The organism is Halosimplex amylolyticum, from assembly GCF_051414035.1.
In the GTDB taxonomy this organism is placed as follows: domain Archaea; phylum Halobacteriota; class Halobacteria; order Halobacteriales; family Haloarculaceae; genus Halosimplex; species Halosimplex amylolyticum.
Map to the genome: position 1 here is coordinate 453,055 of NZ_JBLKNW010000001.1, position 26,524 is coordinate 479,578.

General features: G+C 68.3%; 24 protein-coding genes and 1 tRNA gene. 15 read left to right on the forward strand and 10 right to left on the reverse strand.

Translation table 11 applies throughout. The annotated features are described in order from the left end of the window. Window positions 1–50: 50 nt before the first annotated feature. Entirely contained in the window at window positions 51–224 is a 174-nt protein-coding gene (locus tag ACMGFE_RS02120; RefSeq protein ID WP_436923379.1) for a DUF7838 family putative zinc beta-ribbon protein, read from the reverse strand. Window positions 225–422: 198 nt separating this feature from the next. On the opposite strand from ACMGFE_RS02120, the gene ACMGFE_RS02125 reads away from it, so the two are divergent. After that, a complete protein-coding gene (locus ACMGFE_RS02125) occupies window positions 423–959 on the forward strand; it encodes a cob(I)yrinic acid a,c-diamide adenosyltransferase (RefSeq protein WP_436923380.1) in 537 nt (178 codons plus the stop codon). 63 nt (window positions 960–1,022) lie between these two features. Here the strand turns inward: ACMGFE_RS02125 and ACMGFE_RS02130 are convergent, their stop codons facing one another. After that, window positions 1,023–1,973: an MBL fold metallo-hydrolase gene (locus tag ACMGFE_RS02130; RefSeq protein ID WP_436923381.1), complete on the reverse strand. Its 951-nt coding sequence runs from the start codon at window positions 1,971–1,973 to the stop codon at window positions 1,023–1,025. Window positions 1,974–2,199: 226 nt separating this feature from the next. On the opposite strand from ACMGFE_RS02130, the gene ACMGFE_RS02135 reads away from it, so the two are divergent. Next, window positions 2,200–2,445: a DUF7553 family protein gene (locus ACMGFE_RS02135; RefSeq protein ID WP_436923382.1), complete on the forward strand. Its 246-nt coding sequence runs from the start codon at window positions 2,200–2,202 to the stop codon at window positions 2,443–2,445. 55 nt (window positions 2,446–2,500) lie between these two features. Further along, a tRNA-Val gene (locus tag ACMGFE_RS02140) sits at window positions 2,501–2,575 on the forward strand. 36 nt (window positions 2,576–2,611) lie between these two features. Here ACMGFE_RS02140 and ACMGFE_RS02145 read toward each other — a convergent pair. After that, on the reverse strand, window positions 2,612–3,289 hold the full coding sequence (locus tag ACMGFE_RS02145; protein WP_436923383.1) for an SOUL family heme-binding protein: 678 nt from the start codon (window positions 3,287–3,289) through the stop codon (window positions 2,612–2,614). 292 nt (window positions 3,290–3,581) lie between these two features. Between ACMGFE_RS02145 and aroE the strand changes: the two genes are divergently transcribed. Then, complete coding sequence (gene aroE / locus ACMGFE_RS02150) at window positions 3,582–4,382, forward strand: shikimate dehydrogenase (protein ID WP_436923385.1); 801 nt, start codon at window positions 3,582–3,584, stop codon at window positions 4,380–4,382. A gap of 24 nt (window positions 4,383–4,406) precedes the next feature. Here aroE and ACMGFE_RS02155 read toward each other — a convergent pair whose 3' ends face one another. The 5 genes from ACMGFE_RS02155 to ACMGFE_RS02175 form a co-directional block, all read right to left on the reverse strand. Further along, complete coding sequence (locus ACMGFE_RS02155) at window positions 4,407–5,348, reverse strand: glycoside hydrolase family 43 protein (protein WP_436923386.1); 942 nt, start codon at window positions 5,346–5,348, stop codon at window positions 4,407–4,409. A 131-nt stretch (window positions 5,349–5,479) separates the two neighbouring features. Continuing rightward, window positions 5,480–6,529 carry a glycoside hydrolase family 88/105 protein gene (locus tag ACMGFE_RS02160; RefSeq protein ID WP_436923388.1) on the reverse strand — a complete coding sequence of 350 codons (1,050 nt, stop codon included), beginning with the start codon at window positions 6,527–6,529 and terminating at the stop codon, window positions 5,480–5,482. A 221-nt stretch (window positions 6,530–6,750) separates the two neighbouring features. After that, window positions 6,751–6,927, reverse strand: a complete 177-nt coding sequence (locus ACMGFE_RS02165; RefSeq protein WP_436923389.1) for a hypothetical protein — start codon at window positions 6,925–6,927, stop codon at window positions 6,751–6,753. Between the two features lie 367 nt (window positions 6,928–7,294). Further along, entirely contained in the window at window positions 7,295–8,515 is a 1,221-nt protein-coding gene (locus ACMGFE_RS02170; protein ID WP_436923390.1) for an MFS transporter, read from the reverse strand. 327 nt (window positions 8,516–8,842) lie between these two features. Continuing rightward, a complete protein-coding gene (locus tag ACMGFE_RS02175) occupies window positions 8,843–9,232 on the reverse strand; it encodes a hypothetical protein (RefSeq protein ID WP_436923391.1) in 390 nt (129 codons plus the stop codon). Between the two features lie 179 nt (window positions 9,233–9,411). Here ACMGFE_RS02175 and ACMGFE_RS02180 point away from each other — a divergent pair, with 179 nt between their 5' ends. From ACMGFE_RS02180 to ACMGFE_RS02190, 3 genes are all read left to right on the forward strand, one after another. Beyond that, the gene (locus ACMGFE_RS02180; protein ID WP_436923393.1) at window positions 9,412–10,551 is read left to right on the forward strand and encodes a DUF7350 domain-containing protein; all 1,140 of its coding nucleotides are present in this window, start codon (window positions 9,412–9,414) and stop codon (window positions 10,549–10,551) included. A gap of 1 nt (window position 10,552) precedes the next feature. Beyond that, window positions 10,553–11,599 (forward strand): DUF7282 domain-containing protein, encoded by a 1,047-nt coding sequence (locus ACMGFE_RS02185; protein ID WP_436923395.1) that lies wholly within the window; start codon window positions 10,553–10,555, stop codon window positions 11,597–11,599. 107 nt (window positions 11,600–11,706) lie between these two features. Continuing rightward, a complete protein-coding gene (locus ACMGFE_RS02190; protein WP_436923396.1) occupies window positions 11,707–13,002 on the forward strand; it encodes a DUF7405 family protein in 1,296 nt (431 codons plus the stop codon). Window positions 13,003–13,059: 57 nt separating this feature from the next. Here the strand turns inward: ACMGFE_RS02190 and ACMGFE_RS02195 are convergent, their stop codons facing one another. Continuing rightward, window positions 13,060–15,288, reverse strand: a complete 2,229-nt coding sequence (locus ACMGFE_RS02195; protein WP_436923398.1) for a glycoside hydrolase family 3 N-terminal domain-containing protein — start codon at window positions 15,286–15,288, stop codon at window positions 13,060–13,062. A gap of 418 nt (window positions 15,289–15,706) precedes the next feature. Between ACMGFE_RS02195 and ACMGFE_RS02200 the strand changes: the two genes are divergently transcribed. The 6 genes from ACMGFE_RS02200 to ACMGFE_RS02225 all read left to right on the forward strand — a co-directional run bounded on the left by ACMGFE_RS02200 (window position 15,707) and on the right by ACMGFE_RS02225 (window position 22,260). Then, entirely contained in the window at window positions 15,707–17,548 is a 1,842-nt protein-coding gene (locus tag ACMGFE_RS02200; protein WP_436923400.1) for an ABC transporter substrate-binding protein, read from the forward strand. A gap of 56 nt (window positions 17,549–17,604) precedes the next feature. After that, window positions 17,605–18,612 carry an ABC transporter permease gene (locus ACMGFE_RS02205; RefSeq protein WP_436923402.1) on the forward strand — a complete coding sequence of 336 codons (1,008 nt, stop codon included), beginning with the start codon at window positions 17,605–17,607 and terminating at the stop codon, window positions 18,610–18,612. Beyond that, the gene (locus ACMGFE_RS02210; RefSeq protein ID WP_436923404.1) at window positions 18,599–19,630 is read left to right on the forward strand and encodes an ABC transporter permease; all 1,032 of its coding nucleotides are present in this window, start codon (window positions 18,599–18,601) and stop codon (window positions 19,628–19,630) included. Before ACMGFE_RS02205 ends, ACMGFE_RS02210 begins: the two co-directional genes overlap by 14 nt. A 1-nt stretch (window position 19,631) precedes the next feature. Then, entirely contained in the window at window positions 19,632–20,777 is a 1,146-nt protein-coding gene (locus tag ACMGFE_RS02215; RefSeq protein ID WP_436923405.1) for an ABC transporter ATP-binding protein, read from the forward strand. Next, window positions 20,774–21,880, forward strand: a complete 1,107-nt coding sequence (locus ACMGFE_RS02220; protein WP_436923407.1) for an oligopeptide/dipeptide ABC transporter ATP-binding protein — start codon at window positions 20,774–20,776, stop codon at window positions 21,878–21,880. The genes ACMGFE_RS02215 and ACMGFE_RS02220 overlap by 4 nt, the downstream gene beginning before the upstream one ends. Before the next feature lie 92 nt (window positions 21,881–21,972). Continuing rightward, window positions 21,973–22,260, forward strand: a complete 288-nt coding sequence (locus ACMGFE_RS02225; RefSeq protein WP_436923409.1) for a hypothetical protein — start codon at window positions 21,973–21,975, stop codon at window positions 22,258–22,260. Window positions 22,261–22,360: 100 nt separating this feature from the next. On the opposite strand, the gene ACMGFE_RS02230 is transcribed toward ACMGFE_RS02225, so the two are convergent. Beyond that, the gene (locus ACMGFE_RS02230) at window positions 22,361–23,281 is read right to left on the reverse strand and encodes a HEAT repeat domain-containing protein (protein ID WP_436923411.1); all 921 of its coding nucleotides are present in this window, start codon (window positions 23,279–23,281) and stop codon (window positions 22,361–22,363) included. A gap of 152 nt (window positions 23,282–23,433) precedes the next feature. Here ACMGFE_RS02230 and ACMGFE_RS02235 point away from each other — a divergent pair, with 152 nt between their 5' ends. Continuing rightward, a complete protein-coding gene (locus tag ACMGFE_RS02235) occupies window positions 23,434–24,777 on the forward strand; it encodes a DUF7405 family protein (RefSeq protein ID WP_436923413.1) in 1,344 nt (447 codons plus the stop codon). Window positions 24,778–24,781: 4 nt separating this feature from the next. Then, the gene (locus tag ACMGFE_RS02240; RefSeq protein ID WP_436923415.1) at window positions 24,782–26,485 is read left to right on the forward strand and encodes a CRTAC1 family protein; all 1,704 of its coding nucleotides are present in this window, start codon (window positions 24,782–24,784) and stop codon (window positions 26,483–26,485) included. Window positions 26,486–26,524: the final 39 nt, after the last annotated feature.

A 26,524-nucleotide genomic window follows, 5' to 3' on the forward strand; every position in this document is an offset into this window, starting at 1 on the left:
CGCGACGCTACCGGGGCCGACGACGCGAAAACGGACTGATTCGGACGGGCTTACGCAGTGGCTTCGCTCGTGTCGACGGTCCCGTCGATGCGGACGAACCCGTAGTCACAGTCGGGGCAGTGCCACTTGACTTTCGTCCCGATGTGGACGTTCGTGCTCGCCGCCTGGAAGAACTCGCGCTCGGTCCCGCAGACCGGACATTCGTGCTCCATGAGCTCGCTCATACCTCCGCCTTCTGCACGGCGGTAATTTAACGTGCTGATTTTCCCCGCGGGTGCGGCGGTCCGGTCGACCCCGGTCCGGCGAGCCATCGGCCGTGCAGTGAGGACCGTCGGCTGTCCAACGGAGGCCGTCGGCCGTGCAGCGTGAGTCGTCGGCCGTTCGGCTCCGTCCTTAAGTCGCTGGCCGTCGGAGCGGTGCGTATGAAGATCTACACCGGCCGCGGCGACGAGGGACTGACCGACCTGCGGGACATGTCTCGCGTCTCGAAGACGAACCCCCGCATCGAAGCCTACGGGACCGTCGACGAGGTGAACGCGCTCGTCGGCGTCGTCCGACCGACCGGCCACGACGACGTCGACGACCTCCTGCGCGAGGTCCAGAACCACCTCCACGTCGTGCAGGCGGACTTCGCCAACCCCGACCCGGACGAGGCCGACCCCAGAGTCCGCGAGGACCACGTCGAGCACCTCGAAACCAGCATCGACGCCTTCGACGAGGAACTGGACCCGCTGGAGAGCTTCATCCTGCCGAGCGGGTCGGAACCCGGCGCGAAACTCCACCAGGCGCGGGCGGTCTGTCGGCGGGCCGAACGTCGCGCGGTCGCCTTCGCCGAGGCCGAGGAGGGCGTCAACGAGAGCGCCATCGTCTACCTCAACCGCCTCTCGGACCTGCTGTTCACGCTCGCCCGCGCGGTGAACAAACGCGAAGGCGTCCGCGAGGAATCGCCCTCCTATTGAGGGAGTCAGCCCGCTACCGATGGAGTCCGCCGCTGGCGATCCGTGCCGTCTTCTACGGCCGACTCACTCGTCGCGTTCGTAGCGGATGCTGTCGTCGGTCTCGCTGACTGTCACCCGCCCGGCGGCTTCGAGCACGTCGAGGTGGCCCACGGCCTCGCTCATCCCGGGGAACTGCTCGGTGACGGGGAGGTCGCCGAAGAGTCCGGTCATCACCTCGACGGGCGTGGTCGGCTCGTCGAGCATGTCGGCCACGCGCTCCGTGCGCTCCTCGTGTTCGGCGAGGATGGCCTCGATGCGACCGGCGGGGTCGTCGACCAGGCCGCGGTGGCCCGGGTGCAGGCGGTCGTAGCCGGCGTCGCGCAACGTCGCGAGAGAGTCGTTGTACGCCGGGAGCACCCGGGGACGGGCCGCGTCGGGATCCACCGGTGGCTGGAGGAACGGGTTCGGCGTGATCTCCGCGAGGACGTTGTCGCCGACGATGGCTTCCCGACCGCCCGGGCCGTCGAACGCGAAGAGGACCTCGCCGCTCGCGTGACCGACGAGGTCGTCGACGCGGAGCTCGCGGCCGTCGACGGCGACCGTCTCACCGGCGCTGACGCTGCGGTCGACCGTCACGCTCGGCGCGTAGTGGACGAACGCTTCCGGGAGTTCGGTGACGGTGTCGGCCGTCGACGGCGCCATGCCGCAGCGCTCGAAGAACTCGCTGAAGTAGGCCTGTTCGGCGTCCAGGCGGCCGGGGAAGTCGGCCATGATCGCCGCGGCGTCGGAGTGGGCGACGATCGACGCGCCGAGTTCCCGGAATCGGCTGGCGAGCCCGAAGTGGTCGGGGTGAGGGTGGGTGATGAGCACCTGTTCGATGTCCTCCGGAGCGAGGTCGCGCTCGGCGAGCGCGTCGGTGAGACGAGACCAGGCCTCGTCGCTGTCGGGGCCCGGATCCACGAGCGTCCGGTCGGCGAGATAGGCGTTCACGGGGCCGACCTGGAACGGCGTCGGCACGGGAACCTGCTCGAACATGTGCCTCGATACTGGCTGGTGCTGTAAGTGCGTGGCGGGTCCCCCGGAGAGAAATCGTCGGCACACGGCGATGCCCACCGTCGTGTGCGGACGTCACAGCCTGTTGGGACAGACAGACGGCGCGGGCCCGACGGTCGACCGCGCCGACATGATTTAGGTCTGCCTAAAAGAAGATAAACGTTGCGGTGGGGGAAAGCATATATCTGTTGCCTGCGTAAGGACAGGTATGAACAGGCACTTCGAAGACACCCTGTACTACCTGAAGCGAGCGGTCGAGACGGCCAGGAAGGGCGTGACCGAGGAGGTCGCGCCGGCCGAGGAGAAGGTTCGGGAGCTGACCGGGCGGGAGAAAGCGCCCGAACAGGGACGGTTCGAGGCGGCCCGGGAGCGAGTCGAGAGGGAAGTCCGGCACGTTCTCGACGAAGTCCGCGCGACTATCGGTTCGTATCGCGGCCGAACCGAGTCACGGTAGGCGTCTCGACGGAAAGCAATTCTTAAGGTGGGCGGCGAAGTATCGCAGAGTGTCCGGGTTGGTGGTCTAGTCCGGTTATGACGGCTCCTTCACACGGAGCAGGCCCCAGGTTCAACTCCTGGCCAACCCACTTCTGTCGACGTCACTGGCGAGCGACCGCGCGGGCTCAGTCGCTCGCTTCGACCTGGACGGCGACCTCGTTGCGCCGGAGCGGAGGGAGCGTCCAGGGAGCGTCGTATCCCAGGAAGAACGGATCGCCGTCGAGTGGGACGTCGGCAGCGTCGAGTGTCGCGAGCAGTCGGTCGGTTTCACGGGCGAGACGGTCGTCGGTTGCCCGCCAGGAGAACCGTCGGACTGCGAGCGTTCGCTCCGGGACGGAGACCAGGTCGACGTCGTCGTCGGTCGGACTCGGGGCCGAGTCGACGTCGTACTCCGGCGGGAGATAAAACGCCATCCGGACCCCGCTCTCGGCGCGACTCGTGGCTGGTTCGGCGGGCGTCGTCGAACCCACCGGCGTGGGACGCGCCATCTCGACCGGGGTCGTCATCGCGAGCTTCGTTCCGGGGTCCGTCACTTCGACCGGTGCGGTCATCTCGAGGTCCTCCCCGCCGTCGTTCCCACCGGCGATGTACCGGAACAGCCGACCGAAGGCTTCGTTCTCGGACGGGGCGACCGTCTCGGCGAGGGCCAGTTCCGGATAGCGGCGCAGCTCGACGTCGCCGAGGCGAGCGACGACGGTGTAGGGGACGGTCTCGGTCGCGTACCGCTGGTAGAGCGACCACCCTCCGACGGCCGCCACGATCCCTCCCACCGCGCCCGCGACGAGTGCCGATTTGCGAACCATGCGTCCCATAGGACGCGTGGCTCAATAGGTCCTCTCCCGCGCCGACTCGCATCTGACGGCGCGGCGGACGCGCGTCGCGATCGACGTAGCCCCACCAGCCGAGCGGTACGAGCGACCAAACCGGACGACCGCGCGCAGGCCCGTCGACGTCACTCCCGCTGGTGACTCAGTTCACGTCAGGTAGCGGCCCGTCGGGGACCGGGCCGGCCCGTCGGGAGACCTGGTCGGTCACCCGGGGTTCGGGGGGACCGAACCGTGATCGTTTTTTACCCGCCCCGGCGACGACACGCCTATGGACGTATACGGTATCATCGGTAATCCGGTCGAGCACTCGCTGTCGCCGCCGATGCACCAGGCCGCGTTCGACGAACTGGGCATCGACGCGAAGTACGTCACCTTCGAGGCCGACCCCGACCGCATCGAGGAGGCGTTCCGCGGCGCCGAGGCGCTGGGAATCGACGGGTTGACCGTCACGCTGCCGTTCAAGCACGACGCCTTCGAGTTCGTCGAACCCGAGGAGTCCGTCCGGCGCGTCGGTGCGGTCAACACGATCGACTTCACCGACGACGGCCCGATCGGGTACAACACCGACATGACGGGGACGCTCCGCGCGTTCGAGCACCACGACGTGGAACTCGCCGGGACCAACGCCGTGGTGGTCGGTGCCGGCGGTGCCGCCCGCGCGCTCGCGTTCGGGTTCGAGGAAGCCGGTGCGGACGTGGCGGTCGCGAACCGGACCGCGTCGAAGGCCCACGACCTCGCCGAGGAGGTACCCGGCGCGACGGGCCACGGCCTCGACGAACTGCCGGACCTGATGGCGGACGCCGACGTCGTCGCCAACGCCACCAGCGTCGGGCTGGAGTCCGACGAGTCGGTCGCGCCCGCCGACGCCTGGCACGGGGACTGCGTGGCCTTCGACGCGGTGTACAAGCCGCTCGAAACCCGCTTCCTCGGCGACGCGGCCGCGGCCGGCGCCGAGACCATCGACGGCGCGTGGATGCTGCTGTTCCAGGGCGTCGACGCCTTCGAGACCTGGACCGGCGAGGACGCGCCCGTCGACGTGATGAACGAGGCCCTGCGCGCCGAGTTGTAACTACCGCGTGAGCCGACCCGCGGCCTACCGCTCGGAGGGCTCTTTCTCGTAGGCCTGCAGGCGCTCGTACTCCTCGGCCGTGATCGGCAGCACCGTCCCGTGTTTGAACCCGTAGGGGAACGCGAACTCCTCGTCTGCGCGCTCGAACGCCGACTCCAGCGAGTCCGCGACGAACGGGACGTACCCCTGCGTCTCCGGGCGACCGCCGAAGTAGTCCAGGAACAGACACCACCGCCCGTCGTCGAGCAGGAAGGCGGTCGGTGCCTCGTACCGTCCGCCCTCCAGCCCCTCCATGGTCCGGTCGAACACGTCCACCCGGGTGAACGGGCCGGTGGGCCGCTCGCTCTTCAGCAGAACGATCCCGGCGGGGTTCGCCTCGCTCTTGCAGAAACAGTAGTAAGAGCCGTCTTCCTCGTACATGGCGGAGTCGATGACGCCGCTGTCCGGTTTCCGGTAGAGTAGTTCGGGTTCGGAGAAGGTCTCGAACGACTCGGTCGTCGCGCAGTAGATCGCCTTGTCCTCGTAGTCGTCACGACGGTGGGATGACGACCAGTGGACGACGTACTCGTCGTTCTGGCCGTCGTAGGTGATATCGGGCGCCCAGAGGCAGCCGAACTGCCCGTCGCCGAGTTCGACCATCCGCTGGTCGGACCACTCGACCAGGTCCTCGGACTCCCACAGCACCAGCGCGTCGCTCCCGTTGCGGGTGATCTCCTCCCACGACCCGTCGTACTGGTTGGGCATCCCGTAGGCGAGACTGAGGTCCGTCCCCATGATCACGAACCGGCCGTCGGCCGTCCGGGTGATCGTGCAGTCCCGCACGCCCTTGTCGCCTCTGTAGCTCCAGAGGACGGGATCGCCGTCGTTCACCGCCTCCCAGTGGAACCCGTCTTCGCTGATCCCGAAGTAGACCTGCTCACCGTCCGGCGTCCGCTTCTCCCTGAAGTGAACGAAGAGGTACGGCATCTCTACGTGCTACTGTGGGGTCAGTGCCGTATCCGTTTCTGTTTCGCCGCCGTCGGTCAGCGCGGACGCCGACGCTCGGGCCGCGCCACGAACTGACCGCGAAACTGCGAGAAAGACCCGGTCTCCGGCGATCAGTCGCCGATCCCGGCCTCGCGGAGCCGCGTTCCCGAGATCAGGAACCAGCCCTGGCCGTAGAGGTTGACTGCCTGAGGAGCCTCGGGCCCGCCGGGCATCGCGGCGTTGCGCTGGACCGCACCGTCGTCGGTCACGGCGGTCTTCGCCGCGCTCATGGCCTTCTCGGCGACCTCCTCGTACTCCTCGTCGAGCAGGCCGCGTTCGACGGCCTCGGTGAAGGCGTACGCGTACTGCATCGTGCCCGACGTTTCCAGGTACATCGACGGGTCGTCGATGAGGTGGTGCCAGAAGCCGCTACGGTCCTGGTACTCCGCCATGCTCAGGAGGTGGTCGGTGACGATCTCCTCCAGCCGATCCCGCTCGGGGTAGTCCTCGGGGACGTAGTCGAGGGTGTCGAGGATGCCGTTGGCCATCCAGCCGTTGCCCCGCAGCCACAGCGAGCCGTCTGGGTAGCTGTCGGGCGTCTCGCGCCAGATGTGGCGGTAGAGATCGCTCTTGGGGTCGACGAGGTGGTCGTGGTGGACGAGGATCTGGTCGACGGCTTCCTCGATAGCCTCGGGGGTGTCGGTCAGTTGGCCGTAGCGAGCCATGAACGGGCACATCATGTAGACGGCGTCGATCCAGAGTTCGATGTCGTCGATGTGGTGGGAGATACCGCCGGCCTCGCTCCGGGGGGCGCCCTCGTGGAAGTACTCGAACTGGCGCCGGGCGGCGTCGAGGAAGTACTCGGGACCGTCGTCCTCGTAGACGTCGAGCACGAGGTAGCCGAACGCGCCGGCGTCCGGGACGGGACGGAAGATCCGGTGTTCGTCCCACTCGGGGACGACGTCGATGGAGCCGTACGCCAGCTGGCCCTTGGTCGACTGCGAGCGGACCGCCTTGTCGACGTACTCCTCCGCGATCTCGGTGTGTTCGTCGTCGTCGGTCGCCAGCAGTCCGCGGAGAACCATCGGCCGTTCCCCCTGGATGAACTCCTCGAAGTCGAGGTCGAGGGTGTACTCGGCGACCGTCGGCAGCAACTCGTCGAGCGTCCGTTGTGTGGGCATATTACCCCATGTGGCCGGCCCAATCTTAAGAGCGCGGGGATCGGTCGCGGTGGACGCGCCGCACCACCGCTCGAACCGGCCGGAACAGGCACTGGTCCGGCGGCGAGTGAGGGGTACGTGATCGACGAGAACGACGGGGCGTCGTGCGCGCAGCGACGGAGCGCGGGGCGCCGCGGGGCGCGGGATGCGAACGTGGGGCGCGGGATGCGAAACGACGGACGTTACCGCATCTCGCTGAGCGAGACGACGGTGTCGGACATCAGCCACGCGGTCTCGCTGTCCTCGCGCTCGATGCTCAGGGCGAAGAACGAATCGCGGCCGTCGTCGACGGTGACGTGATAGGCGTCTGTCGTCAGGGGGTCCGGCGCGGCCCGGTCGTCGGAGTCAGTGGAGGTCACACCCACCCTCACCGGTGCCCACGGATAACCGACTCGATCTCCATCCGACCGTGAGAACGATTATTCTATTTTCTATCTTATATATTTGAATATATTACGTATGTCGAACGGACAGAGATCGCGGCCTCGCCCCGAACGTGTCGGTAAGCGTTTCAAAGGCGCAATTATCCGCACGTACCGGATACGTATTCCGAAACCGAGTCCGCCGGATCGTCCACCACTCCCGATCCACAAATCGGCAGAACAGCTGATGAAGGCGTGAGTCAAGGACGAACAGCAGACGAGTCGCAGCCGATCGGTAATAGTATCGTAATACAGGAACGAATCCAGTACTATATCTTCTCCAATCAGTATTGTCAACTGTTACTTAGTCGTCGGAGAGGCTCGCCGTCTGCGGGTTGACGCGGCCGGTCTGGGAGTAGATGCCGACGACCAGGAGCGCGCCCGCGAGAAGCGGTATCACGGCGCAGGCGGCGTAGACGGGCGAGAATCCGATCGACTCGACGACGGGGAGCGAAACCATCGGCCCGAGGCCGCCGCCGAGGTCGCCGAGGACGTTGTTCGTCGCCATCGCGCGACCGGTGCGTTCGTTCGGCGTGAGGTCGGCGAGCAGGGCGATGAGCGGGCCGCTGGTCCCGCCCTGACCGGTACCGATGAGGACGCAGGCGGCGAGGAGCGTTTCGAGGGACTGGGCGCGCGCGAGCAGGAGAAAGCCCGCGAAGGAGACGACCAGAAAGGCGAGCAGCGTCGGGACGCGCGCGCCGAAGACGTCGCTCGCCTTCCCGCCCGCGAAGGTGAAGGCGGCGGCCGCGAGGACGGTCACGGCCATGAGCAGTCCGGACATGCCCTGCGGCCCGTAGCCCCAGACGCTGAGGCCCTTCGCCTCGACGAAGAGGACGAGCGTCGCGAACAGCGCGCCCAGGTAGGCGAAAAAGAGGCCGAAGTTGACGAAGCCGACGGTCAGCGTCGGCAGGGCGGTGTCGATCTCCCAGGGCCTGACGGCGGTTCGCTCGCCGGAGACGTGGGTCTCGGGGACGGTGCCGTACGCGAGGAGGCTCGCGAGGAGCGCGACGGCCGCGGCGGCGACGAAGGCGGCCAGGACGGAGTAGGCGTCGCTCAGGACGCCGCCCATCACGAGGCCGGCGGGGAAGCCGAGCGTGATGCCGCCGCGGACGACGCCCATGTTCGTCCCGCGGTCGCCGCCGTCGCTGACGTCGGCGGCGATGGTGTAGGCGGTCGCGAACACGAGTGCGCTCCCGATCCCCCAGAGGACGCGGGCGAGGAGGAACCACAGTTCCGGGAACGGGGCCGCGAGCGCGACCACGTATCCCAGCGTGGCGACTCCTTCGACGAGGAGGCCGGCGACGAACGGCGTGCGAGTCCCGATCCGGTCGACCAGCGAGCCCGCGGGCGCGTTCGCGAGGATGCGCGTGAACCGGTTCGCGCTGAGGATGAGGCCGACGAGGAACGGCGAGATGCCCAGGACGGCCCCGAGGTTCGGCAGGATCGGGAAGACGACGCCGCCGCCGATGCCGACGAAGAACGTGCTGACGATGACGGCGAGCACGACCGACCGCTGGGAGTCCATTACGTACGTCTGTCGGGCAGCCGCGGATAAGTACTGCGGGCTGTGAGTGGCCCGCGGGCGGCGAGAGCGCGGTGGGCGATAAGAACGGATGGCCGAGCCCGCGGGTGACAGGCCCGGCCGAGTGAAGATGGCGACTGCCCCGTCGGAGACGGGACAGCCTGGCACCAGCAGCGCGGCACTGCCGGCCCGGTGTCGGGTCGCGGGTGGGGTTGTCGGGCACGCGGACGGCAAGCGCCATGTGGAGGGCGCGCGCCGACCGCACGTCGACCGAGGGACGGCCCGGACATAACGACACCTAAAACTAAAATGCGAATTTCACCGACCGGATCAGTCGTCGCCGGCGCCCGAGGGACCCGCGACGGGTTCGGTCTCGTCCGCCGTCTCGGCCCCGTACTGGCCCGATTCGAATTCGTCTCCGCCTCGTTCGTCGAACTCGGAGTCGTCCCCGCGCCCCGCAAGCCGCCTGGCGACGACCGTCGCGACGACCGAGACCACCACGCTCGCGACCGCCAGTTTCGCGAATCGGCCGCGGCCGCTACCCTCCGCGTCCGCGGACGCTTCGCCGCCGCTATCTGTCCCGACCTCTGGCTCGCCGGCGTCGCTTCGCTCGACGGCGACCGATTCGCTCCGGCTGTCGTCGCCGGATCGCCCGTCTCGGGGGCCGAACTGCGCGTCGTCGAGGTGTACTTCGAACAGGGTGACGTTCTCGAATACCATACGTCTATCACGTCCCGTGGACACTTAAATTCGCAGTGAGGGGTGCTGGCAGGCGGTCTGCGCGGAATCGAAGTGGCTCCGTCTTCCGTGGGTGGCACCGTCTCGGGACGGGATCGCGGCGCCACGTGTCGACGAGAGTACCAGAACCGTTAACCGCCGCATGGCCCAACCCTCCGGCGATGAACCGACGGAGCTTCCTCCACTCCGCGACGGGCGCCGCGGCGCTCGGACTCGCCGGCTGTCTCGGTGACGGCGGCGGGACCGACTCGACGGCCACCCCAGCGAACGGATCGACGCCCGACCCGACCGCGTCCCCGAACGACGAGCCGCCGACGTCGAGTCCCACGGCGTCGCCGACGGCGACGCCCGAGGGCCCGGGCGGCGTCTACGTCCAGTCGTTCCGCGAGACGATGGTGATGCCGGGGACGGCGACGGCTGGCGACTACCGTTTCGCCCTGCTGGTCGCAGTCCCCCACCGTTTCTGGACGGTCTCCCTCACCGAGCGATCCGTGACGGCGATCCGCGACGGCGACGACGTCCACCTGATGGCAGCGGTCTGGGACCCCGAGACGCGGACGGTCCTGCCCGACTCGAACCTCTCGGTCGAGATCGCCCGCGACGGCGACCTGGTCTCCCAGGAGGTCATCTACCCGATGCTCTCCCAGCGGATGGGGTTTCACTACGGGGCGAACTTCGGACTCGACGGCGACGGGACCTACACCGCCCGGATCAGCGTCGGCGGCGTGAGCGCGCGAACGACCGGCGCGTTCGCGGACCGCTTCGGCGACGGCGAGCGAGCCGATATCTCGTTCGAGTGGTCCAAGCAGGTTCGCGAACAGCTGAAGACCGAACAGCTCGACGAAGCAGGCAAGCGCGGGGCGCTCGCCCCCATGGAGATGGGCGAGCTACCGCAGCCCCGCGCACCCGAACCCGACGACCTCCCGGGAACCGTCCTCGGCACCGGTCGCAGCGACGACGCGAAACTCGTCGCGACGGGCCTGCCCGCCGACGCCGCGAGCCGATTCACCGACGGCGACCCCTACCTGGCGGTCTCGGCCCGGACGCCGTACAACCGGCTGGTCCTGCCCGCGATGGGGCTGTCGGCGACCGTGACGCGGGGCGGCGAGACGGTGTTCGAGGGGGACCTCCGGCGGACCCTCGACCCGGACCTCGGGTATCACTACGGCACGGCCCTGGCCGAGGCGCCGCAGTCGGGCGACGAGATCACCGTCTCCGTGACCACCCCGCCCCAGCTCGCTCGCCACGAGGGGTACGAACGGGCGTTCCTGCAGATGGAACCGGCGACGATCACCGCCTGACATGGCGGGACGCGTCTCCTACCGGGCCGTAGTCGTCGTCACGGTGGCCGTCGTCCTGGCGACGCCCCTCGCGGTGGCGACGGTGTCCGCGCACGGGAACCACGTCGCCGCGGACTCGCAGGTGACCAGCGACGGGACCGTCGTCGTCGAGACGGTGTCGGCGCTGACGCCCGGGTTCGTCGTCCTCCGCGCCGACGACGGGGGGAGGCCGGGCGAGCCGGTCGGTAGTACCAGCGTCGCGCGGACGCCGAACCTGACCTTCCTGACGAGCGTCCCGGTCCGGATCGACCCCGCGACGTGGGACGAGTGGGACGGCGACCGGACGCTGTGGGCGGTGTTGCACGACGACACCAACGGCAACGGGGAGTTCGAGTACGGGACTGACCTGTCGATGGTGACCCGCAACCCGGCGGCGAGCACGCGCATCACCGTCGAACGAGCGGCGTCGGGCCAGGCGCGGGTCCTCGCGACGACCTTCGACCCGTTACCGCTGACAGACGGGGCGCTCACGGTCCGGCAGGTCGACCTCCCCGCGGCCGGCCACGTCGTCGTCCGGCCGGTCGGCACGAACGACAGTATCGGGTCGCGCTCGCTCGCGGCTGGCACCCACCGAAACGTCTCCGTCCCGCTCGACGAATCGTTCGTCGCCGAGCACGAGCGGCCGTTCCGCGTCCGGGTCGTCGTCCACCGGGACGACGGCGACGGCGACTTCGGGCCGGAAGACCCGCCGATCACCGCCGGTGATCGACCGGTCGAGACGTACCTCTCCGTCGCGCCCGGCAACGGGACCGACGACGGCCCCGTGATCAACACGCCGACGGTGACGACCGCGCCCGGCGAGTCCGCGACCCCGACGCCGTCGACCACTGCGCCGGCCACCCGGACCGCGACCGACTCGCGCACGAACGCACCTACCGGTGACTCGACGCCGGACGAGGACGGCTCCGGGACCGGAACGGCAGCCGATGGCGCTGGGTTCGGCGTCGCGCTCGCCGCACTGGGGGTCGCGCTTGCGCTGGCCGCCGTCGGACGGTCGCGCCGCCGGTAGTCTCCGGTCCGGATCGCTCTGTCGCCCGATGTGCGCGGACCGACCGCCTGCCGAGCGTATGGATGGAATCGCAACGTCCATTTCCCAGCGGTCCCCTACTGCCGGTGATGGCCCCCCGCACGCCCGACCCCTCCCGGCGCGAGTTCGTCAAGGCCGCCGTCGCCATCGGCGGATCGGCCGCGCTGTCGGCCTGTCTCGACCGCGAGAGCGACGCCGCGACGCCGACGGGGACGGACCCGTCGACCCGCCCCTCCCGTCAGCACGCGTGGAACGACGCCCTCACGACCGACGAGCACGGCAACCACCTCCCGCCGCGACATCACCTCCTGCTGTACCTCGACTACGCCGGCGACGGCGCACCGACGGACGACGGCCGCGAACGGGCGGAGGCCGCCTTCCGCTCGCTGGAGCGCGCGTTCGCCCGGAGTAACGAGGGGCTGCTGTTCACCGTCGGCTACTCGCCCGCCTACTTCGAGCGCTTCGACGCCGCGCTGCCCGAGAGCGTCGACCTGCCCGCGCCAGAGGCGCTCTCGACGTTCGAGGACCCCGCGCCCGACGATCCCGACGCCGTCGTCCACCTCGCCAGCGACAGGGGTTCGGCCCTGCTCGCCGCCGAGGAAGGCCTGTTCGGCGATCGGAGCGAGGTCAACGGCGTCGAGATGGAGACGGATCTCGCCGGCGTGTTCGCCGAGGCGTCGCTGACCGGGGACGGCCCCGCCCGTCGAACGGGGTTCGTCGGCGACGGGCTACCAGCAGAGAACGCGGACGTGAAGGGGATCCCGGACCCGGAGTCCGTCCCCGACGACGCGCCGCTGTTCATGGGCTTCGAGTCCGGCTTCGAGAAGAACCAGGCCAGCGAGGACCGCGTGACGATTTCCGATGGCCCCTTCGCCGGTGGCACCACCCAGCACGTCTCGAAGATCCGCCTGCGCCTCGACGACTGGTACGGCGAGCAGGACCACGACGAGCGCGTCGCGGAGATGTTCTGTCCCGTCCACGCCGACGAGGGGCGCGTCGAGGGGACCGGGAAGAACCTCGGGAACGACAACGGCGTCGACGGCGAGTGCGTCGAGAACGTCGACGACCACGCCGGGGAGTACGGGCGCGTCGGCCACGCCCAGAAGAACGCCCGCGTCCGCGAGGACGGCTCACCGATCATCCTCCGCCGGGACTTCGACTCGACCGACGGCGGGGAGGCCGGCCTGCACTTCCTCGCGCTCCAGGAAGGCATCTCCGACTTCGTCGCGACGCGCTCGGCGATGAACGGCACCGACCTCACGGACAACCCCGCCGTTCGCCAGCGCGTCAACAACGGGATCCTCGAGTACATTTTCGTCCGCCGCCGCGGGAACTTCCTCCTGCCGCCCCGCGAGCAGCGGGCGCTTCCCCGACCGGACCCCTGAGAGAAACCGAGAGGACCGCTCGGACCGAGCGGCTTGCGCGGACCGAACGGCTCGTTCTTACACGTAGTCGCCGTCGACGCGGACCGTGACGGCCTCGCCGTCGACCACCAGGTCGTAGTGGCCGGGCTCGATGCGGTGACCGTCGCCGGGAGCGTAGACGCCGAACTGTTCGACGGGTACGTCCACGGTGACGGTCGCTTCCTCGCCGGCGTCGAGGTCGACGCGCTCGAAGGCCTGCAGGCGCCGTTCGGGCATGACGAGAGACTTCGACTCGGTCGTGCTGTACACCTGGACGACCTCGGTGCCCGCGCGGTCGCCCACGTTCTCGACCGTGACCGTGACCTCGGCGGTGTCGCCGGGGCCGAGGACCTCCTCGGCGACGGACGGCTGGCCGGTCTCGAACTCGGTGTAGGTCAGGCCGTGGCCGAACGGGTAGAGCGGGTCGTACGAATCGGGATGCTCCGAGTCGCCGATCGGGTGCGGCTGGTGGAGGTAGTCGTGGTGGACGTCGACCTGCGTGCCCGAGCGCGGGACGGTGATCGGGAGCCGACCGCTCGGGTCATTCTCGCCGACGAGCGTCTCGGCGACGGCCTTGCCGCCCATCGTCCCCGGGAAGTACGCCAGCAGGACCGCCTCGGCCTGCTCGTCGAGGCGCTCGACGGCCAGCGGGCGGCCGGTGACGAGCACGCCGACGACGGGCGTCCCCGTCGCGACGACGGCGTCGACCAGTTCCTGCTGGGCGTCGGGGAGGTCGATCTGCTCGCGCGTCGGGAACTCCCCCGTCTCGGTGCGCGGGCCACCGGCGCCGAACTCGTGGAGGTACCAGCCCTCGCCGAGCGCGAGGACGGCCACGTCCGCGTCGGCGGCCTGTTCGGCGGCCGCGTCGACGTCGAGCGGTTCGTGCAGACTCGACCCCTGTTCGTACGTCACGTCGCCGTCGGCGTGGGCGCGGATCGCTTCGAGGATGGTCGTCCCGTCGACGTGTTCCTCCGACTCGACGCTCCAGCCGCCCACCTGGTGGACGAGGTCGTCGGCGTTCGGGCCGCCGACGAAGATGTCCTCGTCGCCCGAGAGGGGGAGGAAGTCGTCGTTCTTGCAGAGGGTGAGCGAGTCGCGGACGACCTCCAGGGCGGCCTCCTGGTGGTCGGCGGCGCCGACGGTGTCGAGGGCCTCGTCCCTGTCGACGTAGGGGTCCTCGAACAGCCCCATCCGGAACTTGCGTTCGAGGACGCGCTCGACGCTCGCGTCGAGGACCGACTCGGCGAGGTCGCCCGACTCGACGAGGTCGACCAGTTCGTCGGCTTCGAGGTCGTTCCCGACCGACGCGACGTCGAGGCCGGCGATCCGTGCGTCGTAGGTCGCTTCGCGGAGGTCGGCCGCGGTCTTGTGGTCGTCGGTGAGGTGGCGGACGCCGCCCCAGTCGGAGACGATGGTGCCGTCGAACCCCAGGTCGCCGCGCAGCAGGTCGGTGAGCCAGCGCGCCGAGCCGTGGACGGGTTCGCCGTTGATCGAGTTGTAGCAGGGCATCACCGACTCGACGCCCGCGTCGAGGGCGGCCTCGAACGGCGGGACGAACGTGTTGCGGAGCTTGTACTCCGAGACGTCGACGGGCGCGGCGTCCTCGCCGCGCTCGGGCTCGCTGTAGGCCGGGAAGTGCTTGGCCGTCGAGACGACCGTGTCGTCGGCCTCCAGCCCGTCACCCTGGTAGCCGCGGACCTTGGCGGCGGCGAACTCGGCGACCAGGCGCGGGCTCTCGCCGAACGTCTCGAAGACGCGGCCCCAGCGGGGGTCCCTGCCCACGTCGCAGGTCGGCGAGTAGTTCTGGTGGGCGCCGGTCGCGGCGATCTCCGTCGCGGTGATCGAGGCGCCCTCCTCGATGGCCGCGGGATCCCACGTCGCAGCCGCACCGAGGCCGTTGGGGAACACCGTCGCGTCCGCGACGTACGCGTGCCCGTGTACCGCGTCGACGTTGAAGAAAATCGGGATGCCGAGGCGGGTCTCCTCCGTCGCGACCCGCTGGAGTTCGTTGACGATGTCGACGATCTCGCCGACTTCCGTCCCTTCCGAACCGCCCCACCCGAATGGGGCCGCGCAGCCGAGGTGCTTGTCCCTGATCAGGTCCTTGACGTCGTCGACGTCGAGCTCGCGGTGCATCTCCCCCGCCCAGGTCCCGACGAGTTGTCCGGCCTTCTCTTCGAGCGTCATTCTGTCGCACAGATCGGCGACGCGCCGCGAAACCGGAAGCTCCGAGCGTTGATACTCGGCCCTCCCTCCACTCTCTGGCATGCTCGGATGGATATCTGTCACCTATAAAAATATTTCGGGGTGCTGTCGATCGGAGGGCGGCCGGATCCGCGGGACGGCGCCGGTGAGTCGGGACCGACTCCCGCCGGGGCCCGACCGGTCGAGCGACCGCGTCGAGTCGACTGCTGCGGGCTACTGCCGGCGTCGTCACCCGGACGGCGGACACGTGTCACTCGATCGCCCATTCGATCGGGGATATCCGGCCGGACCGCGCCCGAGGTAAAAACTTATATACTATCACAAAAACTGACTCGGTACTGCGCGCTTCACCTGGAAGTGACCGGCCGTTCGCGGCCCGATGTGGGACAGTTCTGGGTGACTGTTGGGTGACATTCTGGGCCCTTTTGGCCGGTTGATCCACAACATTTATTTACTATGGATGTAGGGAATTTAGTGAGTCATGGCAAGCGATAACAGCGACTACAGAGACGTAATTAGCCGCCGTCGGTTCGTCGAACTGACAGGTGTGTCGGGTGCTGCCGCGCTTGCGGGGTGTGGTGGCGGTGGCGGTACGGACACTCCCGGAGACGGGGGCAGTGACGGCGACGGTGGCGGCGACGGCGACGGCGACGGTGGCGGCGATGGCGATGGTGGCGGCGACGGTGACGGTAGCGGCGACGGTGGGTCGACCAACGTCAAGGACGTCACGCTCGTCGGCGCGACCAACAACGGCGTCCCGTCGGACCTCCACTTCAACCGCTATGCGACCCAGAACGTGGCCGACTACGCGGCGCTGGACGTGTTCGACCAGTACATGAAGTACGACGCCGCGAACGGCGAGTTCATCCCCTACGCGATCAGCGACTACACGATCGACGGGACGACGGTCACCCTGAACATCCGCGAGGACCTGGTCTGGCAGAACGGTGACGACGTGACCTCCGAGGACATCGTCACGCAGTTCCAGATGCTGAACCTCGTCAACGACCCCGTGGCCGACTTCGTCGAGAGCACGGAGGCGGACGGCGACAAGACCGTCGTTCTCAACCTCTCCGGCGAGACCAACCAGAACATCCTGCTCCACCAGCTCGCCCAGCTCCGCGTCGATGCGAAGACGGAGATCTTCTCCGAGTTCGAGGGCGACGCCGAAGGGGTCCAGCAGTTCAAGTGGCACGGACAGGACCAGGAGGTCATCGGCAGCGGTCCGTGGCAACTGGGCAACAAGGACAACCAGCAGATGACGTTGACCCGGTTCGGCGACCACCCGGACGCCGACGGGATCAACTTCAGCGAGTACCAGTATCTCCAGCGGCAGGGGAACGAGCAGGGCCATCAGGGACTGCTCGGCGGGGAACTCGACGTGCACATCAGCCTGTTCGCGCCCCCGCCAGTCGTCGACAACTTCCCGGACCACGTCGTCGAGGCGAACCCGCCGGCCAAGTGGGGCTACGGGATCTGTTTCAACCACGACGACCCGCACTTCGGCCAGCGCGAGGTCCGCCAGGCGGTCGCACACGTCGTCAACCGACAGGCCATCGTCGACAACGCCGGGCCGCGGACGAAGGTCGCGACCTCCGTCCCCTGTGGCATCACGCCCAACGACATCGACCGCTGGGTCGGCGACTCGATGGACAGCTTCGAAAGCTACGGCGTCGACTCCTCGCAGAACGAAAAGGCGGCCGAGCTCCTGCGCGAGGCCGGCTACGAGGGCGAGGTCGGCGGCTCGTGGTCGAAGGACGGCGAGACGCTCTCCGTGGAGTTCATCTCCCCGGCGGGCTGGACCGACTGGACGACGGCCACCGAGTCCGTGGTCGACCAGCTCAGCTCCTTCGGGATCGACGCGACCGTCAACACGCTGCCCGGCAGTGACTGGACGAACGCGTTCGTCGAGGGCAACTTCGGCATGGGAGCGCGCCCGTGGACGCCCGGCCAGCCGCGGTCGGCGTTCCCGTACTTCGTCCTGCGCCACCAGCTGCTCGCGAGCGCCTTCAACGGCGGGCACAACTACCCCGCGGACCAGGAGTTCACGCTCGAAGGTCCGGACGGCGAGTTCACGATCACGCCGGGTGAGGCCGTCCGCAGCATCGCGACGACCACCGACGAGGCCGAGGTCACCGAGAAGGTGACGCAACTGGCCCTGCACAACAACCGGGAACTGCCCTTCCTGTCGGTCGTCGGGAAGCTCGAGCAGTCCTGGCTGACCAGCGACGACTGGAACGTCCCCGAGGAAGGTTCGGACATCCTCCAGATCAAGTGGCCGGCCAACTGGCTGCCGCGGCAGGGCGAACTGCAGGCGAAATAGACGGTCCACACAACCGTCCACATAAATTTTATTGGCGTAACTGCAAACCATAAACCATGAGCAATTACTACCTCAGACGAACAGCCAGAGTGTTCGTCACCATCTATCTGGTGGCGACGCTGACCTTCGGGTTGATCCGCCTGCTGCCGGGCGGACCGTACACGCAACTGCGGAACGAACTCCTCCGGTCGGGGATGTCCCCCGAGGAAGTCGAAGGGCGCATCGAGGCCCTGCAGAACATCAACCCGAACGCACCGCTGTGGCAACAGTACATCGACTACATGAGCGGGTTCCTCCAGGGGAACCTCGGACAGTCGATCCACTACCAGCAGCCGGTGACCGAGATCCTCGCCGAGGCCGCCCCGTGGACGGTCTTCATCGTCGGCGTCTCGACGGTCCTCGTGTTCGGTTTCGGGATCGTCTTCGGCGCCTTGCAGGCCTACTGGGAGGGGTCGCGCTTCGACCGCGCGCTGACGGTGCTGTCGATCAGCGTCATGTCGATCCCCTTCTACGTGTACTCCATCCTGCTGCTCTACGTCCTGAGCTACCAGCTGGGCCTCACGCCGACCGCGGGGACGGTCGGGGCCGAATATCGCGGTGAGGGACTCTCCGTGGGATTCCTCGTCAGTGCGCTCCAGCACGCCTTCCTGCCGATCCTCTCGTACACGATCGCCGAAGCGGGGATCCAGATGCTCGCCATGCGGGGCAACAGTATCCAGATCCTCGGGAAGGATTACGTGCGCGTCGCGCGACTGCGCGGCATCGCCGACACCCGGATCGCCACGCGGTACGTGGCACGGAACGCCGTGCTCCCGATGTACACGGGCTTCCTGCTCCTGCTCGGCTTCCGCCTGGGCGGGACGGTCATCCTCGAAGAGATCTTCTCGTACACGGGGCTCGGCTACTACCTGTTCGACGCGCTGAACAGCAACGACTACCCGCTGATGATGGGCACGTTCCTCGTCATCACGGTCGCGCTGGTCGTCGGCGTCTACATCGCCGACCTGACCTACGGCAAGATCGACCCGCGGGTCAAATCGGGTGAGTCCAATGAAGCGTTCTGAGATGGACTCAACGGTCGGCGGCGTCGAGTGGACGAGTGACGAATCCTCCGCGCCGGACGTCACTCGGAGCGACCGCGCCCGGGAGTTCTACGAGGAGAAGATCTACAAGCCCGCCGTGGTCGCCTGGAGCGACACGCGGACCCGCATCGGCATCCTGCTGATGAGCGTCTACGTGCTGATGGCGTTCGTCGCCGTCGCTGGCCTGTGGCGCGAGCCGACCTCGAGCCAGGCGCCCGAACGGTACATGCAACCGTTCCAGGACTGGTCGTTCCCGCTGGGGTCGACGAACTCCGGCGTCGACATCGCGGCGCTGATCATCCACTCGACCGACGAGATGCTGCTGATGATCCTCGCCGGCGGCGTCTGGGCGACCGGCCTGGCCGTCGCCATCGGCACCCTCGCCGGCTACAAGGGCGGCACCATCGACCGCGTGTTGATGTCTTTCTCCGACCTCGTGATGGCGATCCCCGGCCTCCCGCTGGTGATCATCCTCGCGTTCACGCTCAACCCGCAGAACCCCATCCTGGTCGGGATCATCATCAACATCAACTACTGGGCCGGGCTCGGCCGGTCGCTGCGCTCGCAGGTGCTGACCATCCGCGAGGAGAGCTACGTCGAGGCCTCGCGCACGATGGGGGTGTCGACGCCCCGGATCCTCCGGAAAGACGTCATCCCCAACCTGATGCCGTACATCACGGTCAACTTCGTGTTCGCGGCGCGGTACGTCGTGTTCGCCTCGGTCGGCCTGTTCTTCCTGGGCGTGTTGCCCTATCAGCAGACCAACTGGGGCCTCACGCTCCAGCGAGCCTATTCCGGCGGCGCGCTGTTCGCCCCGGAGGCGGCCCACTGGCTGCTCGCGCCGATGCTCGCCATCGGCCTGCTCTCGCTGGCACTGATCCTCCTCGGACAGGGGCTCGACCGCGTGTTCAACCCGCGCGTTCGCACCCGCCTGGCCGGGGAGTCCGAATCGACCGCGGCCGAAGAAGAAGACGATACCTTCGGCGGGAAGGTGATGTGAGATGGCCACGACAGACCAACAATCGCACTTCACGACCGACGACCCCATCGTCGAGGTCCGCAACCTCAAGGTGACCTACGACGAGGGCGAAACGTACGTCCTGGACGACGTGAGCATGGACATCGAGCGCCGGGAGATCCTCGGCGTCGTCGGCGAGTCCGGCTCCGGCAAGTCGATGTTCGCCTCGGCGATGCTCGACGCCATCCCCGACCCGGGCCTGCTCAGCGGCAAGGTCCTCTATCACGGGGGCGACGGCGAGACGATCGACGTGCTCGAACTCGACCACGACGAGCTCTACAAGTTCCGCTGGGAGGAGATCTCGATGGTCTTCCAGGGGGCGATGAGCTCGTTCAACCCGACGATGAAGGTCGGCGCGCACTTCCGGGAGACGCTGAAGGCCCACGACAAGAACGTCGACCAGGGGATGCGCTTCGCCCGCGAACTGCTCGAAGACCTCTACCTCGACCCCGAGCGCGTGCTCGGGTCGTACTCCCACGAGCTCTCCGGCGGGATGCAACAGCGGGCGCTCATCGCCCTGAGCATCGTCCTCGAACCCGAGGTGCTCGTGATGGACGAGCCGACGGCGGCGCTCGACCTGCTGATGCAGCGGTCGATCCTGATGCTGCTGAAGGACCTCCAGGAGAAGTACGACCTGACGATGGTGTTCATCACGCACGACCTGCCGCTGGTCGCCTCGCTCGCCAGCCGGATGGGCGTGATGTACGCCTTCCAGATGATCGAGATCGGCCCTCGCGACGAGGTGATCGGCGACGCCGGCCACCCCTACACGCGGGCGCTGCTGAACGCGACGCCGAACCTCGACGCGCCGCTGGAGGAGATGAAACCCATCCAGGGCCAGAGCCCCGCGCCGGTGAACGTCCCGGACGGCTGCTCGTACCACCCGCGCTGCCCGCTCGCCGACGACGAGTGCGTCCGCGAGGACCCCGCGTTCTACACCGTCTCCGACGGCCACGGCGCCGCCTGCCACCACTGGGAGGCGGCGCAGACCGAGATCCCCCTCAACTTCGAGTCCGCTGGGGACACTGGCGGCGACAGCGACGTCGCGGCCGACGGGGGTGAGCACATCGAAGATGTGCGAGCAACGTCGGACGAGTCCGACGAGTCCGACGGGGGTGAGATCAGATGAGCGACGCACAGCGACCCGCGAGCGGGGCGACGGTCGACGACCGCGACGAGGAACCGATCCTCTCGCTGACCGACGTCGAGGTCCACTTCGAGGAAGAGCAGGGCATCATCGAGTCATTCCGCGAGGACCCCCAGGTCGTGCAGGCGGTCAACGGCGTCTCGCTCGACATCTACGAACAGGACGTCGTGACGCTGGTCGGCGAATCGGGCTGTGGGAAGACGACGCTCGGCAAGACCTGCATCGGGTTGCAGGAACCGACCGCCGGCACCGTCGAGTACCGCGGCACGGACATCTGGGAGGCCAAGCGGGGCAACGCGGACGTCCCGTTCTCGGAGATCCGCAAGTCGCTGCAGATCATCCACCAGGACCCCGGGAGTTCGCTCAACCCGAACCGGCGGATCGTCGAGATCCTCGCCGAGCCGATCAAGCAGACCCACCCGAACCTGGGGTCGAACCAGCGCCGCGAGCGCATCTACTCGCTGCTCGAACGCGTGGGGATGAACCCGGCGGCCGACTTCGCCGACCGGTACCCCCACCAGCTGTCGGGCGGGGAGCAACAGCGGGTCGCGCTCGGTCGCGCACTCCTGATGAACCCGGACGTCATCCTGGCCGACGAGGCCATCAGCGCGCTGGACGTGAGCCTGCGCGTCGAGATGATGGACCTGATGCTCGAACTCCAGGAGGAGTTCGACACCTCGTACGTGTTCATCAGCCACGACCTCTCGAACGCCCGCTACTTCAGCGAACACGGCGGCGGGCGCATCGGCGTGATGTACCTCGGCGAGATCGCCGAGATCGGGTCGGCCAAGCGGATGATCGACGACCCACACCACCCGTACACGAACGTCCTCCGCTGGGCGACGCCGGACCTCGGCCTCGACGCCGAGCAGGCCGGCGAGCCGCCCATGCGAAAGATCGACGTGCCGGACCCGGTGAACCCGCCGAGCGGCTGCCGGTTCCACACGCGCTGTCCGGAGGCCCGCGAGGCCTGCGTCAGCGAGCAACCGGACCTCTACGAGGTCGAGGGCGCCCAGCAGGCCACCGCCTGCTTCCGGGAACTCGACGACCACGAGTACTGGTCGAGCCCCGAACTCGAAGACTGAACCGCCGGCGCTGACCGGTACCGCGGCGCGCTCTTTTTTCCCGATCCGCGTTTCCCACCACCTTCATTGCGGGGCGCCCCCTCCGGTCGAGTATGTCCGCACGCGAGAGCATCGTGAACGCGGCCTGCAGTCAGCGCCAGCAGGCCAAGCCGCTCCTGCTCGTCCTCGCAGTGCTCACCGCGCTGCTGGCCTTCTCGCTGTTCTACCTCGAACCGCAGACCCCCGCCTACAACATCGCGCTGATCGACATCGGTGTCCTGGCTCTGGGGTTCGTCCTGTTCGGTGGCACGTTCTGGTACTGCACCCGTCGGGAGATGGACGAAGCGGAGACCATCGGCGAGCGATACAGAGAGGACGGACGCGAAGCCGACGACCAGTAGGAAGAGAACGGACGAGGCGTCCTGCGAAACGGTCGGCCGAAATGAGAGAACAGGTATTTCGCAGGAACAAACCGACGTATTCTCGCGCGAGTCCGGTCGATCAGACCGTTTCGAGGTAGTCGGCCGTCTCGGCGGCGAGGTCGCGGACGTCTTCGTCCTCGTCGCTCTCGGCGAGGTCGCGGAGCCGGTCGACCGTCTCGGTCGCACCGGCGAACCCGAGCGTCCGGATGGCGCGGGCGCGCAGCATCCCGTCGTCGCGGTCGAGGCAGTCGGCGATGGCGTCGACGGCCGGGTCCACCGAACCGGGATCTCCCTCCGCGAGTGCGCCGAACGTGTCGAGTGCCGCGCCGACGACGTTCGGGTCGGGGTCTGCGAGGAGGGGCGCCAGTTCGTCGACGAGGTCCGCGACCGCGTCCGGGTCGTCTTCGGCGACGGCGACGACGACGTTGGCGAGGGCGGCCCGCGAGACGACGCGCTTCTGGGCCTCCTCCTTGTTGGCCTGCGCGACGTTCTCGACGGCGCTCTCGTCGGCGGCCTGGGCCGCTTCGACGTGCTCTTCGAGGTCGGACTGGGTGAACGTCCCTTCCGAGTCGGCGACCGCGGTAACGAGGCGGTCGACGTACGGCGCGACCGCTCCGGGGTGGTCGACGACGACGTTCCCGAGGATGCGCGCGCCGACCATGCGGACCCCGCCGAGGTCGCTCTCGGCGAAGCCGACGACCGGCTCGAGGTCCCCGCGCAGCGATTCGGGGTGGGCCTCGGAGAGCGACACGAGGGCGGTACCGGCGTGGCGGGCGACGGCCAGGCTGTCGTCGGCGAGTCGAGCGACGATATCCTCGGCCAGCGGGAGCACCGCGTCGGCGTCCCGGGCGGCGAGCACCGAACAGACGCGAGTGCCGCGCTGGCGGACCACCGGGTCCGTCGATTCGAGCGCGGCGCGCACCTCGTCGTCGTCGACGTCGGCAGCGGTCAGCGATTCCAGATCGACCCCCGCGAGCGGTGCGGAAGACCCGTCAGACATGTCTACAGGTCACCCGCGGCAGTCGTATATACGTGGCGGTCAGGCGGACGACCGTCTCCGGCGGGCTCGGACGCCGGAGGCGGGTGAGAGCCCATAGCAGGTGGGTAAGCCTATGGAAAAGAGTTTTGCCGCGTGAATCGTTACCAGAAGTGATGCAATCGGATCGGGAGCGTGGGATACCACGCCGGCAGTTCGTCAGATCGGCAGTGGCTATCGGGGGATCGAGCGCGTTGTCGGCCTGTCTGTCTCGCGAGCGGTCGCTCCTCGGCGGCGACGAGACGGACACGCCGACCGAGGCCGACGCGGAGACAGACTCCGGATCGGGTTCGCGGATGGTTCCCCGGGGCGACCCCTCGGTCCTCCCCGAGGCCATCCACAAGTGGAGCGAGTACCTGGTGCTGGACACCCACGGTAACACCGTCCCGCCCCAGCAGCAACTGGTGCTCGGCCTCTCCTACGAGGGGTCGACGCCACCGACCGAGCAGGAGCGCGAGCAGGTCGACGCCGCCTTCGAGACCCTGGAGCGGGCGTTCCAGTGGGGGACCGGCGGCGGGACGGGCGCGACGTTCAACCGCGGCCTGCTCTACCTGATCGGCTACGCGCCGAGCTACTTCGAGCGGTTCGGCGACGTGCCCGAGTCGCTGATGCGGCCGGAGCGGATGCTGGAGGAGGTCGGCGAGGACCCGGAGAAGACCGACGGCTTCGACGCGACGGTCGTGCTGACCAGCGACGTGGGATCGGTCGTCCTCGCCGCCGAGGAAGCGCTCATGGGGCGCAAGGAGACGGTCAACGGGATCGAGGTGGAGGGGTCGCTCGACGGCGTCTTCTCCGTCGCCGAGCGCCGGACCGGTTTCGCCGGCAAGGGCATCCCGGCCGAGAAACTCGACCACGACGAGATTCCCGAGAGCGCGCCCCTCTCGATGGGGTTCAAGTCGGGATTCACCGACAGTCTGCCCAGCGAGGACGGCGTGAAGATCGAGGAGGGCCCGTTCGCGGGCGGGACGACGCTCGCGCTGTCGCGCCTGCGGCTGAACCTCGACGCGTGGTACGACCACGACCACGAGGAGCGCACCGACCGGATGTTCTGCCCCGCCCACTCCTCCGAGGAGGTCGGCCCCGACGGTTCCGGCCTCGGGAGCGACAGCGCGATCACCGAGGAGGACGTCGACAGCATCGAAGAACACGCCGAAGAATACGGCGTGATCGGTCACTCCCAGAAGGTCGCTCGCGCCCGCGGCGAGGACGACTTCTCGCCGAAGATACTCCGGCGGTCGGAGGGGTTCGCGACCGACGCGCCCGAGCACACGGGGTTCAACTTCACCTCGGTCCAGCGGAGACTGGAGTCGTTCGTGGAGGCGCGCAAGGCGATGAACGTCGAGGAGTACGACGTGGACGTCGCGCCCGAGGACCACGGCATCGTGAACTACATCGAGACGGTGAATCGCGGCACCTACGTCGTGCCGGCGCGCGAGAATCGCGCGCTCCCGGAGGCGTGAGTCGATGCGCGCGCTCCGCTCGGCTTTCGCGTCCGGCCCCGGTTCGAGTCGTACTCGCGCCCTCCTGGTCATCGCCGTCGCGGCGCTGGTCGTCCTCTCGGGCTGTTCCGGTGCGCTCGGCGAGCTGGGCGGTGGCGGGGAGGACCACCCCTCCGAGCCACTGACCTTCGAAAACGCGACCGCCGAGGCCGGCCTGGACTACCACGGGTCGGGCACCGGCGTCGGCGCCGGCAACAACGCCGTCTACGTCCTCGATTACGACCGCGACGGGTGGGACGACCTGCTCGTCATGGGCGGCGAGCGGCCCGTCCTCTACGAGAACACGGGCGGCGAGTTCGAGCGCGCCGCGTCGTTCCCGAACCTGACCGATTGGCACAAGAGCGCCTCCGTCGTCGACTACGACGGCGACGGGTGGGACGACCTCCTCTTGTTCCGCAAGCAGGCGCCGCCGGTCGCGCTGCACAACGACGACGGCACCTTCGAACGGACGGACGTCGGCATCGGTAACCTGACCTACCCGCTGGGCGCCGCCGCGGCCGACTACGACGGCGACGGGGACACCGACCTCTTCGTCTACCAGTCCGGCGACTGGCACGAGGACAAGCCCAAGGGCCACTTCTACCAGTCCGGCCACGTCCCGAACGACAACGGCAACCCGAACTTCCTCTACGAAAATACGGGCGACGGCACCTTCGAGCGCGTCGACGTCGAGGGCATCGAGGGCGACCGCTGGAGCCTCGCCGCGAGTTTCGTCGACTTCGACGGCGACGGCAAGCCGGACATCCACGTCGCGAACGACTACAACAACGACACCATCTACCTCAACGAGGGCGACGGCGAGTTCTCCCAGCACCTGCTCGGCGGCGCGACCGCCAGGAACGGCATGGCTTCGGAGGTCGCGGACGTCAACGGCGACGGCCGGATGGACGTCTTCGTCACGAACATCTACATCCCCATCGACAAGCAGAAGATGGGCGAGGAGCGGTACAACCGCCTCAAGCGGTTCCTCGCGTTCGTCATCAAGTCGGGCCGGACGAAGGGCAACACGCTCCTGATCAACCAGGGCGACGGCGAGTTCGTCGACCGGGCCGGCGAGTACGGCGTCCGCCACGGCGGGTGGGGATGGTCGGCCAGCCTGACCGACTTCGACAACGACGGTCGCCGGGACCTGATCCACAGCACCCAGCACACCGTCAAGGTCGACTACGACGACCCCATCTGGACCGTCCCGCAGGTGTGGCAGCGCAACGAGACTGGATTCGAACGCGTCAACAAGTCCGTCCACGGCATGACCCACCAGGACAGCCGCGGCATGACGACGCTCGACTACGACAACGACGGCGACCGCGACATCGTCCTCTCGACGTACGAGGGGCCGACGGTGCTCTACGAGAACACCGTCGACGGCGGCGCCGCCGTCCAGTTCGAAGTCGTCGACGGGAACGGCGCGACCGCCCTCGGTGCGAACGTCACCGTCACCGCCGGCGGCGACGAGGTGGCCGTCGTCCGTCAGACCGACCAGAGCGACTTCCTCTCTCAGGAGAGCCGCGCACTGCACGTCGGTCTCGGCGGCGCCGAGACCGCTACCCTCGACGTGACCTGGCCCGACGGGACGTGGGAGTCGTTCGAGGTCGACGCCGGCGCCCGCTACCGCGTCGCCCCCGACGGCGTCGAGACCGTGGCGAACCACACGCGCGCCGGCGACTGAACGAGCGAGAGTGCGGAGAACGAAACACCGTTTTTCTTT